At 31.1% G+C, this 17031-nt stretch carries 19 protein-coding genes; 1 reads left to right on the forward strand and 18 read right to left on the reverse strand.

Features of this window, described 5'->3' with window-relative positions; genetic code table 11:
- Positions 1 to 50: 50 nt before the first annotated feature.
- From JFY71_RS02165 to rpsL, 18 genes are all read right to left on the reverse strand, one after another.
- Positions 51 to 698 carry an ABC transporter permease gene (locus JFY71_RS02165; RefSeq protein ID WP_243661412.1) on the reverse strand — a complete coding sequence of 216 codons (648 nt, stop codon included), beginning with the start codon at positions 696 to 698 and terminating at the stop codon, positions 51 to 53.
- Positions 698 to 1645, reverse strand: a complete 948-nt coding sequence (locus JFY71_RS02170; protein WP_243661413.1) for an osmoprotectant ABC transporter substrate-binding protein — start codon at positions 1643 to 1645, stop codon at positions 698 to 700. The genes JFY71_RS02165 and JFY71_RS02170 overlap by 1 nt, the downstream gene beginning before the upstream one ends.
- Positions 1646 to 2281, reverse strand: coding sequence for an ABC transporter permease (locus JFY71_RS02175; RefSeq protein WP_243661414.1), 636 nt, complete (start codon positions 2279 to 2281; stop codon positions 1646 to 1648).
- A gap of 8 nt (positions 2282 to 2289) precedes the next feature.
- Entirely contained in the window at positions 2290 to 3459 is a 1170-nt protein-coding gene (locus tag JFY71_RS02180; RefSeq protein WP_243661415.1) for an ABC transporter ATP-binding protein, read from the reverse strand.
- 179 nt (positions 3460 to 3638) lie between these two features.
- The gene (locus tag JFY71_RS02185; protein WP_243661416.1) at positions 3639 to 3944 is read right to left on the reverse strand and encodes a PTS sugar transporter subunit IIA; all 306 of its coding nucleotides are present in this window, start codon (positions 3942 to 3944) and stop codon (positions 3639 to 3641) included.
- Between the two features lie 24 nt (positions 3945 to 3968).
- Complete coding sequence (locus JFY71_RS02190) at positions 3969 to 4283, reverse strand: PTS sugar transporter subunit IIB (RefSeq protein ID WP_243661417.1); 315 nt, start codon at positions 4281 to 4283, stop codon at positions 3969 to 3971.
- Positions 4284 to 4331: 48 nt separating this feature from the next.
- Entirely contained in the window at positions 4332 to 5318 is a 987-nt protein-coding gene (locus JFY71_RS02195) for a sugar kinase (protein ID WP_243661418.1), read from the reverse strand.
- A 14-nt stretch (positions 5319 to 5332) separates the two neighbouring features.
- Positions 5333 to 6073, reverse strand: a complete 741-nt coding sequence (dagF, locus tag JFY71_RS02200) for a 2-dehydro-3-deoxy-phosphogluconate aldolase (protein WP_243661419.1) — start codon at positions 6071 to 6073, stop codon at positions 5333 to 5335.
- Positions 6066 to 7175, reverse strand: a complete 1110-nt coding sequence (locus tag JFY71_RS02205; protein ID WP_243661420.1) for a DgaE family pyridoxal phosphate-dependent ammonia lyase — start codon at positions 7173 to 7175, stop codon at positions 6066 to 6068. The genes dagF and JFY71_RS02205 overlap by 8 nt, the downstream gene beginning before the upstream one ends.
- Positions 7176 to 7185: 10 nt before the next feature.
- A complete protein-coding gene (locus tag JFY71_RS02210; protein ID WP_243661421.1) occupies positions 7186 to 8292 on the reverse strand; it encodes an amidohydrolase/deacetylase family metallohydrolase in 1107 nt (368 codons plus the stop codon).
- 11 nt (positions 8293 to 8303) lie between these two features.
- A complete protein-coding gene (locus tag JFY71_RS02215; RefSeq protein ID WP_243661422.1) occupies positions 8304 to 9389 on the reverse strand; it encodes a DUF871 domain-containing protein in 1086 nt (361 codons plus the stop codon).
- Positions 9386 to 9655, reverse strand: coding sequence for a hypothetical protein (locus tag JFY71_RS02220; RefSeq protein ID WP_243661423.1), 270 nt, complete (start codon positions 9653 to 9655; stop codon positions 9386 to 9388). The genes JFY71_RS02215 and JFY71_RS02220 overlap by 4 nt, the downstream gene beginning before the upstream one ends.
- A gap of 49 nt (positions 9656 to 9704) precedes the next feature.
- Positions 9705 to 11024 (reverse strand): PTS sugar transporter subunit IIC, encoded by a 1320-nt coding sequence (locus JFY71_RS02225; protein WP_243661424.1) that lies wholly within the window; start codon positions 11022 to 11024, stop codon positions 9705 to 9707.
- An 82-nt stretch (positions 11025 to 11106) separates the two neighbouring features.
- Positions 11107 to 11802, reverse strand: coding sequence for a GntR family transcriptional regulator (locus JFY71_RS02230; RefSeq protein ID WP_243661425.1), 696 nt, complete (start codon positions 11800 to 11802; stop codon positions 11107 to 11109).
- Positions 11803 to 11986: 184 nt separating this feature from the next.
- The gene (tuf, locus tag JFY71_RS02235; RefSeq protein WP_243661426.1) at positions 11987 to 13180 is read right to left on the reverse strand and encodes an elongation factor Tu; all 1194 of its coding nucleotides are present in this window, start codon (positions 13178 to 13180) and stop codon (positions 11987 to 11989) included.
- 14 nt (positions 13181 to 13194) lie between these two features.
- A complete protein-coding gene (gene fusA / locus JFY71_RS02240) occupies positions 13195 to 15276 on the reverse strand; it encodes an elongation factor G (RefSeq protein WP_243661427.1) in 2082 nt (693 codons plus the stop codon).
- Positions 15277 to 15308: 32 nt separating this feature from the next.
- Positions 15309 to 15779, reverse strand: coding sequence for a 30S ribosomal protein S7 (rpsG, locus tag JFY71_RS02245; RefSeq protein WP_243661428.1), 471 nt, complete (start codon positions 15777 to 15779; stop codon positions 15309 to 15311).
- A gap of 135 nt (positions 15780 to 15914) precedes the next feature.
- Positions 15915 to 16325, reverse strand: a complete 411-nt coding sequence (gene rpsL, locus JFY71_RS02250; RefSeq protein ID WP_243661429.1) for a 30S ribosomal protein S12 — start codon at positions 16323 to 16325, stop codon at positions 15915 to 15917.
- Positions 16326 to 16535: 210 nt separating this feature from the next.
- Here rpsL and JFY71_RS02255 point away from each other — a divergent pair, with 210 nt between their 5' ends.
- Entirely contained in the window at positions 16536 to 16982 is a 447-nt protein-coding gene (locus JFY71_RS02255; protein ID WP_243661430.1) for a hypothetical protein, read from the forward strand.
- Positions 16983 to 17031 lie beyond the last annotated feature (49 nt).

Here is a 17031-nt window from a genome sequence, read left to right on the forward strand (position 1 = left end):
CAAAAAACAAAGTCCTAGATAATCCTAGAACTTTGTTTTTTTAATTATATTTAATTTTCCTTTAATGGATTAATTTTTTTCTCTAAATAACCTAAGATTAAATCTGCAAGTAAGGCCATCAACGCTGTTGGTAAAGCACCGGCTATTATTATTGAAGAGCCGTTACTAACATTTACTCCTCTTGAAATAATGTCTCCTAAGCCACCGGCTCCAATAAATGTTCCTATTGCTGTAACTCCAATAGCTACTACTAATGCATTTCTAATTCCTGCCATTATCATAGACATTGACAGTGGTAGTTCAACCATTTTAGTTAATTGCCACCTTGTCATTCCCATTCCCTTACCAACATCAATTAAACTTCTGTCTACATTTACTACTCCAGAGTAAGTATTTTTTAATATTGGTAATAGGGAGTATAAAAACACTGTGGCTATTACTGTATTTGTACCTAGACCAAGTCCTAACATCAATATGGAAAGTAAAGCTAATGAAGGAATTGTTTGAATTACATTTGCAATACCTATAATCCAATCAGCTAATTTATAATGTCTTGCTATTATAAAGCCCAATGGTATGGCTATTATTGCCGCCAATAAAACTCCATAGACGGATATTAAAAAATGTCTTATAAATTGTTCTGTTACATACATACCATTTATTTTATAATATTCAATTAATCCTTTTAATATTTCCATTATTTTACCTCCGATATTATCGGTTCTTTGTCCTTAAAATAGTTATTTTCCTTTAAAAATTCCGTTGCTACATTCTTTGGCTCAACTAGATCTTCATCTGCTCTACGATTGAGCTTTTGCATATCTTCACTTGATATTGTACCTTCTAGTTTTGAAACTATTTTATCTATTTTAGGATACTTTTCTATTAATTCATATTTTACAACTGGACTGGCATCATATGGAGGAAACAAATTTTTATCGTCTTCTAAAACCACTAAATCGTTAGATTGAATTCTTCCATCAGTAGTATAACCTAAGACTACGTCCATTTCTCCCGCTTCTACAGCATTGTATACTAAGCCAATTTCCATTGGATATACTTTTGAAAAGTCATAACCATATATTCTCTTAAAGTCCTCATACCCATCACCCTGTCTTTGCATCCAGGCTGTATCGACTCCTGCTTTTAATTCTGAAGCCATATTTTCTAATTCACTTACCTTAGTTATATTATTTTCTTCAGAAAATTGTCTTGTAACCATAAAGGCATAGGTATTTTCAAATCCAAATGACGGATACCATTTTTGGTTAAATCTGTCTTTGTATTCTTTAACTACAACCTTCATGGCTTCTTCAGTGTCAATAATCGGTTCCATTTCCAGTTCTCCGGTTAAGGAGGTTCCTGTATACATTACACCTGAAATATTAGCGTTATTGCTCATTAAGGCTTGATGTATTAAATTGGTTGAACCTAAATTGTTGATTATTCCAACCTTTATTTCATCATCATAATGTTCAAGCATTTGACGAACTATTTCCGAAACTATTTGTCTTTCTGTAGTATTTCCACTTGCAATTAAAATATTTTCTTCATTGATATTTGCTCCAAGACCTGGAAATGAACATGATGTTAATAGTCCTAAAGTTATAATTAATAAAAGTATTTTTGTTAAATTCTTTTTCAATTATACCTCCTCCATTCCAGTTTTAGCCGTAACGATTTTTTCAACTTTTGACAGTAGGAAATCAACTATTAAAGCAAGGGCTGTAACAGGAATTGTTCCAAATATTATTAAATTAGGATTATAGTTGTTTAATCCTGAAAAAATCAAGTCTCCTAAACCACCTGCACCTATATAGGATGCCAATGTAGCCCAAGCTACTACATATACAGCTGAAAGTCTTATACCCGCCATTATTACAGGTGCCGCTAATGGAATTTCAACCTTTAATATCGATTGGGTTTTTGTCATTCCCATTCCTTTAGCTGCATCTACTATATTTTCATCTACTCCTACTACTCCTAAATAGGTATTTCTTAAAATAGGTAGTAGGGAATATATAAATAAAGCTATAATCGCTGGAAATTTTCCTACTCCAAATATTGGTATCATTATAGCAAGTAAGGCTAATGAAGGTATGGTTTGAAGTAAGGAAGCCAGTCCTATAACTAAATTGGATAATTTTTTTGTTTTTGTTAATATTATTCCCAAAGGTACAGCTACTATTACTCCTAGAAATAAGGACATTGAAGATATATATAAATGTTCTAATGTTTTATTTAAAATATCCATATAGTTTAATTTTAAAAATTCTAACATTAAATCACCTATTCTATTTCTGATGTGCTATGCACAAGTTCTTCTTCTTGTAGGTCTTCTTCATCTTCATCTGAAGAAGCATCATACAAACTGTCTACTATATTTGCCCTTGTAAAAATACCTATTAATTTGTTGTTGCTATCAACAACAGGTAGGTTTTTATAATCACATTCTGATATTAAAAATATAGCTTCCCTTACTAAGGTACCGGATTCAATAAAATTTGCTTCCCTTAAAATATCCTTTACTTTAGTTTTCTTTCTATCTACTCTACCAATATCAAATATGTCTATAAATCCTTCAAGAACATTATCATCACCTGTTACAAATAATGTATCTACTCGCTTTTCCCTCATAAGTCTTATGGCTTGTCCTACTGTTTTATCGCCTTTAATATGAATTGGCTTTGTATACATTATTTCATCAACAGTCTGAGTTTTTGATTTAGCCTGATTTATTCTCTCCTCGCCTAAGAATTCCTCTACAAATTCATTAGCAGGATTTAACAAAATATTTTCAGGTGTATCAAATTGTATTAATCTACCCTTATCCAATATGGCAATTTTATCAGCCATATTTAAGGCTTCATCCATGTCATGAGTAACAAATACAACAGTTTTTCCCATATCTCTTTGAAGTCTTTTTATTAACTTTTGTAATGAATCCCTTGTAATTGGATCTAGAGCACCAAAGGGTTCATCCATAAGTATTATGTTCTGGTCAGCTGCTAAAGCTCTTATAACGCCAATTCTTTGCTGCTGGCCGCCAGATAGTTCCCTAGGGTATCTATCTAAATATTCTAAAGGCAGATCTACTTTTTTTATTAAATTTTCAGCAGATTCCCTTTGTTTTTTCTCGTCCCATTTTAATAATTTAGGAACCAGGGTAATATTTTCATAAATGGTCATATGAGGCATTAAGCCAATTTGTTGTATAACATAGCCTATTTTTCTTCTAAGCTTTACCTCATCAATATCTTTAATATTTTTACCATCTATTAATATTTCTCCCTTACTAGGCTTTATCATTCTATTTATCATACGCATACAGGTGGTTTTTCCACTACCACTTGTACCAATAAAAACTACAAACTCCCCATTATCAAAAGATAAATTAATATCTTCAACTGCAATTTTTCCCCCATGATAAATTTTCGAAACATTTCTAAATTCTATCATTTAAACACTCCTTGTATTGTAAAAAACATACCTAACAACGTTACCATCTAACTATTATAACATATTTATATTCCATATATATTTTATATACATTTGTGTTAATATTTTTCAAAACAAAAATACATTGAAAACCAATTTACCAATGACCTTCAATGTATTTTTATTTACAATACTACTATTTATATTTTTTTATATAGATCAATAAACTCCGATGCTATTATTTTAAAGGAATCTGCTGCCATAAGTTGATCTTCTGCATGCATTATTATCAAATTAACGGTAACATCATTTTTTTCCGCTTCCCTTTGTATTAATTTAGTATGGGCGTGATGGCCTTCTATAAAGGCCTTATTACCCTCTTCTATTAATTTATTAGCCTCATCAAAGTTCTTTTCCTTTGCTTCCTGAATTGCTTGGATGTAACATGATTTTGCTTCTCCTACATTTGAAATAATTTCAAATGCTATAAGTTCAATACCTTCCATACCGCTCTCCTTTAATTACCTATCTTACTTGTTAAAGTTTTCTATTTCTGAAATAGCTAAGTCCAATGCCTTTTTACCATCCATTAATCCGTATATATTAGAACTAATTACTGTTACAGGTTTTTCATTGTTTACTACTCCCTGTATACTTTTTAATTGGTATCTTACTTGAGGTCCTAATAGAATAACATCAGCATCTTTACTAGCACTGTCTATTTCCGCTGAACCTACAGCTGAAATTTTTGCTTCTAATCCTCTTCCATCTGCTTCTTCTTGCATTCTTTGAACTAACATACTTGTTGACATTCCTGCACTACAAACCAATAAAATATTTAACATATTATCCTCCTATATTTATTAAATTATTTTTCCTAATTTAACAAGAAACTATCTTATTAAATCATTTTTGTTTATCATGTAATTTTTTACAAAATCCTTGTCTAAAACTGGAGAATCCCCATATGTTGTATGTGCTAATTCAGAACAGGTTATAGCAAATTCAACTGTATAGTCCATATCCCACTTATCCAAAATACCAGTTATTATTCCGGCGGCAAAGGCATCTCCAGTACCAATTCGGTCTAAAACTTCAATTTCTTTTTTAGAAGAAATGAAATATTTTTCTTGATTATATATAAATCCATCTATATATTTTTTCCCATCTATTTCATGTCTTTTAGTTCCTGCAAAGTATTCTATATTAAATTGACTTTTGAATTTTTTTATAATTTCAGACTCGTCTTTTCCACTGATTCCCATTAAGTCCCTTAAGTCTCTAATAGAACCAAATACCAGATCTGAACACTTTAATACTTTAGTATAGGATTCTATTAATTTACTTTTATTTTTCTCACTATTTAAGGTAGGCCTATAATTAAAATCAAAACATATTTTTATTCCCCTGCTGGAGGCAAGTTGTGCAATTAAAACAGCATTTTTCCTAGTAATTTCAGATACAGAAAGTGCTATTCCACAAATATGGACTACATTTACACCTTCTAATGCCCTAATAATATCTTCTTCAGATAACTTACTTTCACCGAAGCTACTATTTTCCCTATTTAAATATGTAACCTCCGATGGTCTTTTTCCATATCCTAATTCTAAAAAATAAACTCCAATATGGTTACCTGAAAAACTTATTTTCTTATCTGATATCCCTAACTTTCTAATTGCTGATGCTGCTGTTTTTCCAACATTATTATTAGGTAAAGTCGTTAATATTTCCGTATTGTATCCATTTAAAGCTAAAGATGATAATAGGTTGACTCCAGTTCCTGTAAAAGACATTTCAAGATTTTCTATTTGAGAAAGCTTTCTATAAAATGGAGCCGTTAATCTCATCATAACTTCGCCATATGCTAAAATATTCATATTATACCTTTCTGCTAATTTAATATGTTTTTAGTAATTTCAAATATTTTTTCAACATCTTCAGGCTTAGTGTCCCCTGTTTGAGAATCTATTATAGAGCTGTAGATATGTGGAATTATTTTTTTAACGCCAGCCTCTACGGCTATCTTTAAAATTTCTTCAAAATTATTTAAATCTATTCCACCTGTTGGCTCTAAAGCAAAATCATTCTTAGCACAAGCTTCTGCAATATATTTATATTCATCAATACAGGATAGGCCCTTCATTGGAAAAAACTTTATTGATGTACCTCCCATATCCTTTAATAAAACTATTGCATCTTCAATTTTAACTTCTACCGGTTCTAGTTTCGAACTTAAAGGTCCTGTTGCAATATTTACATATCCAACTCTTCCAGTTGGTGAAACAAGGCCATTAATAACAGTTTCATCTTGTTTTAAAACTGATCTAGTAGCACCTACACCGGTAAATACTTGATTTACATGTTGAGGCTGTAAAACTTCCGATAATCTAGTAACCATGTTGCTTTGATTTGGGTCTCCCGCTCCCAAACCAACTGATAATGCATTATTTATAGCTTTTTGGTATTTCTTCATATCCTCTATAGCTTCTTCGTCTGTTTTATAGTTTTTTGATAAGACCCCTAAAACCACATGACCATCTGCAGCTTTGTAGCAATCTACTGCATTTTCAATTGAATTTGCCAACACATTTAAACAAACTCTGCCCTTATAAAATTTAGGATTTTTATTCATGTACACAATCCTCCATTATATTTTTTAATCTTTTATATATTATATCCATTTCCTCTTGATTTACAGATCTAATATCAAACTCTATTATTCCATTGTTTACATTGTATTCCCTTGTGTAAATAGCAACTTCTCCTGTTTTTAAAAGGTCCACTATTTTTTTAGCTGAAATTTTATCTGACCCTATTTCAACTTTAGCCCGGAAAATATCCCTACCTGCACCGTCTTGAACTATTGTTGCCTTTATACCTTTTATATTATTGAGATTTTCTACAAATGGATTTAGTCTATTTTTTTGACTTTCCCCTGTTTCAGTACCATTTTTTACATATTCTTCCAATGCTACTGTTATGCCAAAAATATTATCCTTCCCAATTTTCATAGAACGACCTATTCCATTTGATTGGGCTTGTACCCACTGAATATAAGGGTTTTTACCTACTAGTAATCCTGAGCTAGGACCTTCTATTCCTTTAGCTCCGCTATAGATTACAATATCTGCACCTAAATTATAATATAGATTTAAGTCCTCTTCTGCTGCTGCATCTACTATTAAGGGAATGGAATATTTTCTAGATACAGTAATCATATCCGATACACTTAATATGCTTTTTTGTACAGAGTGATGGCTTTTTATATACATTAATGCTGCAGTATTATCAGTAATTTGCATTTCAACTTGCTCAGCGCTACATTGGTTTGAGTAACCTGCTTCTACTACAATACCTCCACCTTGCTCAATCATCAATTCCACTGAAGTGCCATAATTAACATTATGACCTTTTGGAATAACAATTTCTCTTTTTTCTATTCTATCTGTATATGGATGCATTAAATGGTAATTGTCCCCTTTTCCTATTAAGGCAGCTACAGATTGTACTATTCCTGCACTTGCTGAAGATACAACTGTAGCAGCCTCAACTTCCAAAAGATTAGCAATATACTTTCCTATTTTTATTTTCAAATCTTCCATTTCAAAGAAGTTTTGTCCTGCTATTTTTTGCATTTCTGCTACTTTATCGCTGACTTTTGAAACTCCTAGTATGGTCATTTTACCACTTGCATTAATAACTTTTTTTAAATCGTATTTTTTAAAAATATCCACTGTACACTTCCTATTTGATTTTATAAATATTTCCATTTATTATAGATACTTTAGGAACTATTGTCTTGTTTATTCTTTCTTTATTACCATTGGAATCAATTAGTGTCTTTTCTTTATTTTCCACAGTAAATATAGTAAAATCCGCATCAAAACCTAATTCTATACTTCCCTTAGTCTTTAATCTAAATATCTGGGCTGGATTTTTAGTTATCATGTTAATTATTTGTTCTAATGGAATTCCAATAGATAATGCTTTTTCCATAGTTGTTGCTAAATCATATACCGGACCATTTTCTCTATTTCTATGATATATGTCGGTACTTATGGTTTTACATATCATTCCATCGGCTATGGCTTTTTTACCAACAGTAAAGTTAAAGCTGTCAGTACCATGTCCTATATCAAAGACTATACCTTTTCTATAGGCCTCCCAAACAAAGTCCTTAATATTGCCTTCCCTGTCTAAAATTCCATTTAGTTTACCATTATAACAATGGGTTACTATATCTCCACTATCCAGTAATTCTAAAATATCTGCCAATTCTGGTGGAGCAGAACCAATATGAACCATTAAAGGAATACCATTTAATTTTTTTTGTAATTTTTTAGCCATTTTCAAAGGTATAGTATCATTATCTCCAACTACGCTTTTACTCATTCTAGCCTTAATTCCAACTATAAAATCCGGAAATTCCTTAATTCTTTCTATATTCTTACCTTCATTTACTTTTGATAAATCAGATAGTTCATTTTGCTCAACAATTCCATTTTCAGATATATTCATAAGAGCATATACATTTGTTTTATTTTGTTTTGTTAGTTCATAAAACTCCTTAATATTGTTTTCTCCAGCAGTTCCGGCATCTATTACCGTTGTAACGCCTTTTTTTACTCCTATTTCATCTGGGAAATCATAATATAGTTTCATTTTCTCATAACAATGTACATGGGCATCTATCCAACCTGGAGAAATATAATCCCCATCTTCAAGTTCATAGATTTCTTTAGATTTTTCTGTAATGCTCTTTGAAATATTTACAATTTTTCCATCCTTTATTCCTATTTCAATTTTCTTATTATTTATCCTTCTAGCATTTTTTATTACTAAGTCTAGCATTCTAGCTCCTACTATTCATTAAATTTAAATTTACTCCAAGGCTTTACATAGTCTAGTAATATTAACTCATCATCTATAATTTTTCCAACTTTGTTCTTTCTATTATCCTTATGGTCCTCTAAAACAATTTGCAATTCATTTTTATATTTACCGAATTTGTCATTTCCTATAACTATATCTCCTCGTTTAAACATCAATTCATTATCGTGAGGGTTGTTGTCTTTCTCTTTATATTTCTTTCTAACCTCTGTTGAACGAATCATTTGAGATGTAATATCGCCTCTTCTAAAATGTTGATTTTTAAATAATATTTCCTTTTCAACATCATTAATATCATCAACTAATTCCACTTTAAAAACAGTTTGATATCTGTTTACTTCAGATAAAGCTTTTAATTCCTCTTCTGACGCATAGGCATTGCCTATTATAACGTCATCTATTAATCCTGTAGCAAAAAGATGTTTAGCTTGAACTTCTACCGGAAGCTTTCTATGAATTTCTACAGTTGGTAAACCATCGTTTATATCCCATGGTCCAAAAGTACCAACTTGTGAATTTATAAAGGCAGCAGTTCTAATTCCTTCTTTTTTAAATCTTTCTGAACAAGATGTAAAAAAGTCTAAAGGTAAAGCAGATCCATCTTGTGGATAAAAATTATGACAACCATATATAAAGGGTTTATTTGGTTGGTATGTTAAAATATTGTTTAAATATGCTACATCATTACTCATATTTAATTCAATTATTAAATTATATGGATTAAAAGATAGCATTGCTTCCTTGTTACTATCAAAAGCCACGTCTAATCTAATACCATCTGCTCCAACTTCACTGAAAAAAGACAAGTCATCATATGAAATTTCTAAAGCATCAAATATATTTGGTGCAATGTCCAAAATAACTTCAAAACCTATTTCTTTTGCATAGCCTATTATATTTTTAAATTTATTAAATACTGCTTCTTTTCCGTCTTTAACTTCTAACATACTCATGAAAATACGAGAAAATCCATATTTTGCAGCTAAATCTAAATATTCTTTATCTTTATTAAAATCACTATTATCCGGATAAACTGACAAACCTAATCTACGTTTCATATTTTTGCTCCTCTTTCAAAATCATCTGCATTTTTTCGAAACTTCCAAGCCATTAATGAAGACGATAATATTGTAAATAGAATTGGAATAAATCTTGTTTTTAAAAACACTCCAATTATTGCTCCTACTAACATAAATCCTACTCCTATTAAACTGGTTTTAAATAGGTTTTTATTGGTTAAATATTTTGGCAACAATTCTTTTTCAACTATAATTTGAGATACTAAAAAAAATATAGTGTAAATAACAAATTCATAAATTTTCATTTTTATCACCAAAAGGGTAATTTATTTAATTACCCTTCCTTTCATTAGATTACTTAGATGCTTCCCTTGCTGCTTCCGCTGCTAATTCTTCTTCTTCTTTTTGTACTTGTTGTTTTTCTGCCAGTTTAAAGAATGGATAGTAAATAATCATCGCTATAAAGAAATTTATTATTACAAGTATTCCTGCAAATACATTCCATTCTGTACTCATCCAAGCCGCAATAGGTGAAATCATGGTAAATGGTAGTTTCATCATCATCCGAGGAATAATATCCGTTATTGTTACAGCATATGCCAAAATTGTAGTAACCAGTGGTGCTATAACAAATGGAATTCCTAAAATAGGATTCATTACTATTGGAGCACCAAATATTATAGGCTCATTTATATTGAATAATCCTGGTAAAAATGACAATTTTCCTAAACTCTTATAGTAGTTTGATTTTGAAAACATAAATAAAACTACTAAGGCCAGTGTTGTTCCTGCTCCACCAATCCACACAAACCATTGTATAAATTGTTCTGTAAAAATATTTGGTAATTCAGTTGCAGCAACTCCTGCTGTAAAAGCATCCATGTTTTCTGCTATAGATATATCCCAGAAAGGTCTTATTACTGGAGCCATAATTGCAGGTCCGTGAATTCCAAGTAACCAGAAGAAACAAATTAAAAATACTGTTAACAATCCACCGGCTAAACTGTTTCCTGCCAAAATATTCTTCAATGGCATTAATAGTGAACTTAAAAATGCATTAAGGTCAAAACCCAATATATGTCTAATAGTCCAGAATAATAAAATTACAACTAATGTTGGTATTAAGGCTATAAAAGAATTTAATACCTCTGGTGGAACACCTGCTGGTAATTTTATAGTAAAATTACGCTCTTTCATAAATCTGTAAATTTCTACTGAAATTAAAGCTGTTACAATAGCACCAAATAGCGATGATGCACTTAATGATCCGATGTTTAAGTATCTTCCTGCCGTTATTACACCATCTACATCCTCTAGAACTCTAATTGGCTTAATTGTAGTTATTAAAAACGCCAATACTGCCATCATTCCACTAGATAGTGTATCTAGTTTGTAACTTTCAGCCAACGTTGCTGCTATTCCATATGTAGCATAAAGTGCCATTACACCTACTGTAAACCGAAATGGAATATCTAAAATATCCATATAGGGATCTATTAGGGCTTTTATTGAGTCAATTGGAAAGTTATTAAATATAGTAAAGAATGAACCTACTATGATTAATGGCATTGTTGCCACTAATCCTTTTCTAACTGCCATCATGTGTCTTTGACCACTAATTTTTCCTGCAATAGGGGCAACTTTCTCTTCCAAAAAATTGATTAGTTTTTTCATCTTTTTCTCCCTCCTTAAGATTAGATTCATTATAACATTATAATGTTATAATGTAAAGCGATTTTGCAAAGCTTTTCTTCCTTTAAACCTCGTACTGTATCTCATATTCTTGTTTATCGGAATTATAGTATGCAATTGACAATTCTACTAGCCTATTTAAATTATCATAGGACTGCCTATGTCTTTCTAACACTGTAGGTTTTGTCATTTTTAAAAGTTTTTTACCTTCCTCATCTAATTCCCCTACTTTAAAACTATCCTTAATGTTATAAATTAAAACCCCCTTATCTCTCAACCAGTTATATAGGGATATATCTTCTTCATTTAATTTTTCATAACCATCAAAATAAGGTAAATAATAGGTAAAAAATATATAGGGTTCGTCATCTAAATAATATAACCTAACAAACTTAACTACTTTTTCCCCCATACTTTTTTGTTCTTCTATAATATTAGGATTAGGTATTACCTCAACTGAAATAACCTCTTTTTTTAAAGTCTTGCCTATATTTTCTAGATAATAGGTAAAGGAGGAGGCCTTTGATAATTTATTAAATGTCCTATTGCTTATTACTTTAGTACCCTTCCCACTTTTCTTTTCTAAATATCCTTCTTGGCAAAGTATATCTACAGCTCTTCTTATTGTAATTTTACTTACACCATATTTTTTTTCCAATTCTATTTCAGTAGGTATATAGTCATCCAAATCATATACTCCATTAAATATATCCTTTTTTATATCATAGGCAACTTCTGCATATAATAATTGTTTGTTCATAATCATAACCACCTTTCTTTTTTAGCAAATAACTATATTAAAAATTATATTAATATTTACTTAACTTAGCAATGTTTTATTTTTTTATAGAATAAATAAAAACACTTATCTTTAATAATAACATATCTAATATAAAATAAAAAAAGAGCAAGGTCTCCCTTGCCCTTACCAGTAAAGTTTTGTATTATCCTAAAATCTTAGTTACTACTCCTGCTCCTACTGTTCTTCCACCTTCTCTTATAGCAAATCTTAATCCTTCTTCTATTGCTATTGGTGTTATTAATTCTATAGTAAATTTAGCATTATCTCCTGGCATTACCATTTCTACGCCTTCTTCTAATTGAATATCTCCTGTTACATCTGTTGTTCTAAAGAAGAATTGTGGTCTGTAGCCTGAGAAAAATGGTGTATGTCTTCCACCTTCATCTTTTGTTAATACATATACTTCTGATTCGAATTTTGTATGTGGTTGAATTGTTCCTGGAGCCGCTAATACTTGTCCTCTTTCGATTTCTTCTCTTTGTACTCCTCTTAGTAATGCTCCTATGTTATCTCCTGCTTGTGCTTCGTCTAACATTTTCTTGAACATTTCTACTCCAGTTACTACTACTGTTCTCTTTTCGTCTGTTAAACCTATTATTTCTACGTTGTCTCCTACTTTTACTACTCCTCTTTCTACTCTACCAGTTGCTACTGTTCCTCTTCCTGTTATTGAGAAAATGTCTTCTACTGGCATTAAGAATGGTTGGTCAACGTCTCTTTCTGGTTCTGGAATATATTCATCTACTGCTTCCATTAATTCTACGATTTTGTCTCCCCACTCTCCGTCAGGATCTTCTAATGCTTTTAATGCAGATCCTACTACGATTGGTGCGTTGTCTCCATCATAATCATATTCGTTTAATAGATCTCTTACTTCCATTTCTACTAATTCTATTAATTCTGGATCATCTACTTGGTCTTCTTTGTTTAAGAATACTGCAATTTTTGGTATTCCTACTTGTCTTCCAAGTAATATATGTTCTCTTGTTTGTGGCATTGGACCATCTGCTGCAGATACTACTAGTATTGCTCCGTCCATTTGTGCTGCTCCTGTAATCATGTTCTTTACATAGTCAGCATGGCCTGGACAGTCTACGTGTGCGTAGTGTCTTTTTGGAGTTTCATATTCTACGTGAGAAGTTGATATTGTTATACCTCTTTCTCTTTCTTCTGGAGCCTTGTCTATATTTGCATAGTCAACAAATTCTCCACTTCCAAATCTTTTATTTAATACTAGTGTGATTGCTGCTGTTGTTGTTGTTTTACCATGGTCTACGTGACCTATTGTTCCTATATTTACGTGCGGTTTCGTTCTTTCAAATTTTTCTTTTCCCATTGATATCCTCCTGACTATTTATCTGTATTTTTATCGCCAAGTACTTCATCTGCAATTGAAGCAGGTACTTTTTCATAATGATCAAATTGCATTGAATAAGTTGCTCTACCTTGTGTATTTGAACGTAGATCTGTTGCATATCCAAACATTTCTGATAATGGTACATATGCATCTAAAATGTGAACTCCGTTTTTAGGATCCATTCCTTGAATTTTACCTCTTCTTGAGTTAACATCTCCCATAACATCTCCTAAATATTCATCAGGAGTAGTTATTTCAACTTTTTCCATAGGTTCTAATAATGTTGGACCTGCCTTAGCAAGTGCTGATCTTAAAGCCATTGAACCAGCTATTTTAAATGCCATTTCTGATGAGTCTACATCATGATATGATCCATCATACAAGGTAACCTTAATATCAAGTACTGGGTATCCACCTAAAATACCTGATTGTGCTGCTTCTTCAATACCTTCTTGAACTGATCCTATATATTCTTTAGGAATAGCTCCTCCAACTATTGCATTAACAAATTCAAAGCCTTTGCCTGGTTCTTGTGGTTCAACTCTAATCTTAGCATGACCATATTGTCCACGACCACCGGATTGTTTTACATATTTTCCTTCAGCTTCTGCTTCTTTAGTAATTGACTCTCTATAGGATACTTGAGGATTACCAATATTAGCTTCAACTTTGAATTCTCTTAATAATCTATCAACTATTATTTCTAAGTGTAGTTCACCCATACCTGAAATTATAGTTTGTCCTGTTTCCTCATCTGTATGAGTTGTGAAAGTAGGATCTTCTTCAGATAATTTTTGTAAAGCTATACTCATTTTTTCTTGAGATGCTTTTGTTTTTGGTTCTATTGCTACGGAAATAACCGGTTCTGGGAATTCCATTTTTTCCAAAATAATTTGGTTGTTTGCATCACATAATGTATCCCCTGTACCTGTATCTTTAAGTCCTACAGCTGCAGCAATATCTCCTGCATAAACAGTATCTATTTCTTCTCTCTTATTGGCATGCATCATCAGTATACGTCCCATTCTCTCTCTTTTGCCCTTTGAGGAGTTATAAACGTAACTACCAGCATCTAATTTACCGGAATAAACTCTAAAATAGGTTAATTTTCCAACAAATGGATCTGTTACTACTTTAAATGCTAAAGCAGCAAAAGGTTCATCGTCACTTGATTTTCTTTCTATTTCTTCGTCTGTATTTGGGTCTGTACCCTTAATTGATGGTACATCCAATGGTGAAGGCATGAAGTCAATAATTGCATCAAGTAAAGGTTGAACACCTTTATTCTTATATGCAGAACCACATAATACTGGATTCATTGATAAATTAATTGTAGCTGTCTTAATAGCTCTTTTAATTTCTTCTTCTGTAATTTCTTCACCTTCTAAATATTTCATCATAACATCTTCGTCATGATCAGCAATATTTTCAAGTAAATTATTTCTATATTCTTCTGCTAACTCTTTTAAGTCATCAGGTATTTCTGTTATATCAATATCTGTTCCTAGGTCATTTTTATAAACTGTAGCCTTCATAGTGATTAAATCAACTACTCCTACGAATTTATCTTCACTTCCTATTGGAATTTCTATAGGTACAGGATTTGCACCTAGTTTATCTCTTATTGTTTTTATTGATTCAAAATAATCCGCCCCAGTTGCATCCATTTTATTAATAAAACAGATTCTTGGAACTCCATATTTATCCGCTTGTCTCCAAACAGTTTCAGATTGTGGTTCTACACCACTTTTAGCATCAAATAAGGCTATAGCACTATCTAAAACCCTCAATGATCTTTCAACTTCAACTGTAAAGTCAACGTGTCCTGGAGTATCAATTATATTGATTCTATTATCTTTCCATATACAAGTTGTTGCAGCAGATGTTATAGTGATACCTTTTTCTTGCTCTTGAACCATCCAGTCCATTTGAGCAGCACCATCATGAGTATCACCTATTTTATGGATTTTACCAGTATAATATAGTATACGCTCTGTAGTTGTTGTTTTACCAGCATCTATATGAGCCATTATCCCTATATTTCTAGTATTGGCTAAAGAATATTCTCTTCCCATAAATGTTTTTTACTCCTTCCTAACTACAGAAACTAGAATCTGAAATGAGCAAATGCTTTATTAGCTTCTGCCATCTTATGAACGTCTTCTCTCTTTTTAACACTAGCACCAGTGTTATTTGAAGCGTCTAAGATTTCTTTTGCTAGTCTATCTACCATAGTTTTTTCCCCTCTAGCTCTTGAATAAGTTGTTAACCATCTTAAGCCTAGAGTCTGTCTTCTTTCTGGTCTTACTTCAATTGGAACTTGATAGTTTGCACCACCAATTCTTCTAGATTTTACCTCTAATACTGGCATTATATTATTTAATGCTTTGTAAAATACTTCTAAAGCATCTTCACCAGATTTTTCTGCTACTTGTTCAAAAGCTTTATACACAATTCCTTGTGCAGTACCTTTTTTACCGTCTAGCATAATATTATTTATTAATTTAGTAACCACCTTATCATTGTAAACTGGATCAGGCATTACTTCCCTTTTAGGCACATGTCCTTTTCTTGGCACTTTACTTCCCTCCTTACCATTTTAGTAGTTTCATTGGTACTCGACTTTCGTCGTTGTGCTCAAATGTATATATTAAAGTATAAATTACTGTATTTATCATATTAATCCTATTACATTAAAGCATCAATTTCAAAATTATTTAGGTTTTTTAGCTCCATACTTAGAACGTCCTTGCTTTCTATCAGCTACACCAGCTGTATCTAAAGCACCACGAACTATATGATAACGAACCCCTGGTAAGTCTTTTACTCTTCCACCTCTAATAAGTACAACACTATGCTCTTGTAGGTTATGTCCTATTCCAGGTATATAAGCAGCAACTTCCATTCCATTTGTTAAACGAACTCTTGCTACTTTACGTAAAGCTGAGTTAGGTTTCTTTGGTGTTACTGTTCTTACAGCAGTACAAACTCCTCTTTTTTGTGGTGATCTAACTTCAGTTGTTCTTTTATTTAAAGTATTGAAGTTAACACTTAAAGCTGGAGACTTTGACTTATAAGTTCTAGCATGTCTACCTTGTTTTATCAATTGATTAATTGTTGGCATTATTCCACCTCCTTGAAAATTTTACATAAAAAAAGAAATGCACTAGCATTCTATTTTTTGCACTCATACATTTTATCACCTGAATATTGAAAAGTCAACTAATTTCCACGTTTTTATCCAGTTAAAAAGTAAAATTAAATATTTTTTTATTTTTAGTATATAAAAGTTAAATATGCTAAAATTATATACAAGAAAGACAGGGTGAATTACATGAAAAATAGTTTTTTATATCAGTATGATAAATTTAATTCCCATAAATTTATAAAATTTCTACTGTCCTTATTAATAGTAGTTATTTTATTTTTACCATTAGTTATTCCATTCATACCTACAGACCTTATTAACCAATATATTCCATATTCTAATTTAGTTTTAGAATTATCAGGACAATACATATTTTTAATAATTCCCTATTTACTTCCTTTAATATGTACTATTATGTTCCTATACTATAAGGATTATTATTTGTTAAAAATATTATCACTAATATTTTATGGTATTTCCCTATACTATCAATATATATCTGTAATGGATATTCATACTTCTTCAAATTTAAATTTTTTAATTCTTAGATATATTGCTCCAAATATAATATTTATACTACTATTTATTATTATAATGATTTTTAAAAGCAAAGCTTTAAAATCCAGTAAATAGTTTTCATTATAAAAAAGGTATTTTGATTAGTAGAAAATCAAAATACCTT

Origin of the sequence: Miniphocaeibacter halophilus, from assembly GCF_016458825.1 — a bacterium.
Taxonomy (GTDB): Bacteria; Bacillota; Clostridia; order Tissierellales; family Peptoniphilaceae; genus Miniphocaeibacter; species Miniphocaeibacter halophilus.

What these genes read in the sequence shown, in the direction of transcription:
- JFY71_RS02225 (WP_243661424.1), bottom strand. Translation starts at nt 11,024, where the DNA reads ATGAAAAAACTAATCAATTTTTTGGAAGAGAAAGTTGCCCCTATTGCA.
- dagF (WP_243661419.1), bottom strand. Translation starts at nt 6,073, where the DNA reads ATGAATAAAAATCCTAAATTTTATAAGGGCAGAGTTTGTTTAAATGTG.
- JFY71_RS02210 (WP_243661421.1), bottom strand. Translation starts at nt 8,292, where the DNA reads ATGCTAGACTTAGTAATAAAAAATGCTAGAAGGATAAATAATAAGAAA.
- JFY71_RS02220 (WP_243661423.1), bottom strand. Translation starts at nt 9,655, where the DNA reads ATGAAAATTTATGAATTTGTTATTTACACTATATTTTTTTTAGTATCT.
- JFY71_RS02255 (WP_243661430.1), top strand. Translation starts at nt 16,536, where the DNA reads ATGAAAAATAGTTTTTTATATCAGTATGATAAATTTAATTCCCATAAA.
- JFY71_RS02195 (WP_243661418.1), bottom strand. Translation starts at nt 5,318, where the DNA reads ATGAATATTTTAGCATATGGCGAAGTTATGATGAGATTAACGGCTCCA.
- JFY71_RS02190 (WP_243661417.1), bottom strand. Translation starts at nt 4,283, where the DNA reads ATGTTAAATATTTTATTGGTTTGTAGTGCAGGAATGTCAACAAGTATG.
- JFY71_RS02165 (WP_243661412.1), bottom strand. Translation starts at nt 698, where the DNA reads ATGGAAATATTAAAAGGATTAATTGAATATTATAAAATAAATGGTATG.
- JFY71_RS02215 (WP_243661422.1), bottom strand. Translation starts at nt 9,389, where the DNA reads ATGAAACGTAGATTAGGTTTGTCAGTTTATCCGGATAATAGTGATTTT.
- fusA (WP_243661427.1), bottom strand. Translation starts at nt 15,276, where the DNA reads ATGGGAAGAGAATATTCTTTAGCCAATACTAGAAATATAGGGATAATG.
- JFY71_RS02175 (WP_243661414.1), bottom strand. Translation starts at nt 2,281, where the DNA reads ATGTTAGAATTTTTAAAATTAAACTATATGGATATTTTAAATAAAACA.
- JFY71_RS02185 (WP_243661416.1), bottom strand. Translation starts at nt 3,944, where the DNA reads ATGGAAGGTATTGAACTTATAGCATTTGAAATTATTTCAAATGTAGGA.
- rpsL (WP_243661429.1), bottom strand. Translation starts at nt 16,325, where the DNA reads ATGCCAACAATTAATCAATTGATAAAACAAGGTAGACATGCTAGAACT.
- JFY71_RS02180 (WP_243661415.1), bottom strand. Translation starts at nt 3,459, where the DNA reads ATGATAGAATTTAGAAATGTTTCGAAAATTTATCATGGGGGAAAAATT.
- JFY71_RS02230 (WP_243661425.1), bottom strand. Translation starts at nt 11,802, where the DNA reads ATGAACAAACAATTATTATATGCAGAAGTTGCCTATGATATAAAAAAG.
- tuf (WP_243661426.1), bottom strand. Translation starts at nt 13,180, where the DNA reads ATGGGAAAAGAAAAATTTGAAAGAACGAAACCGCACGTAAATATAGGA.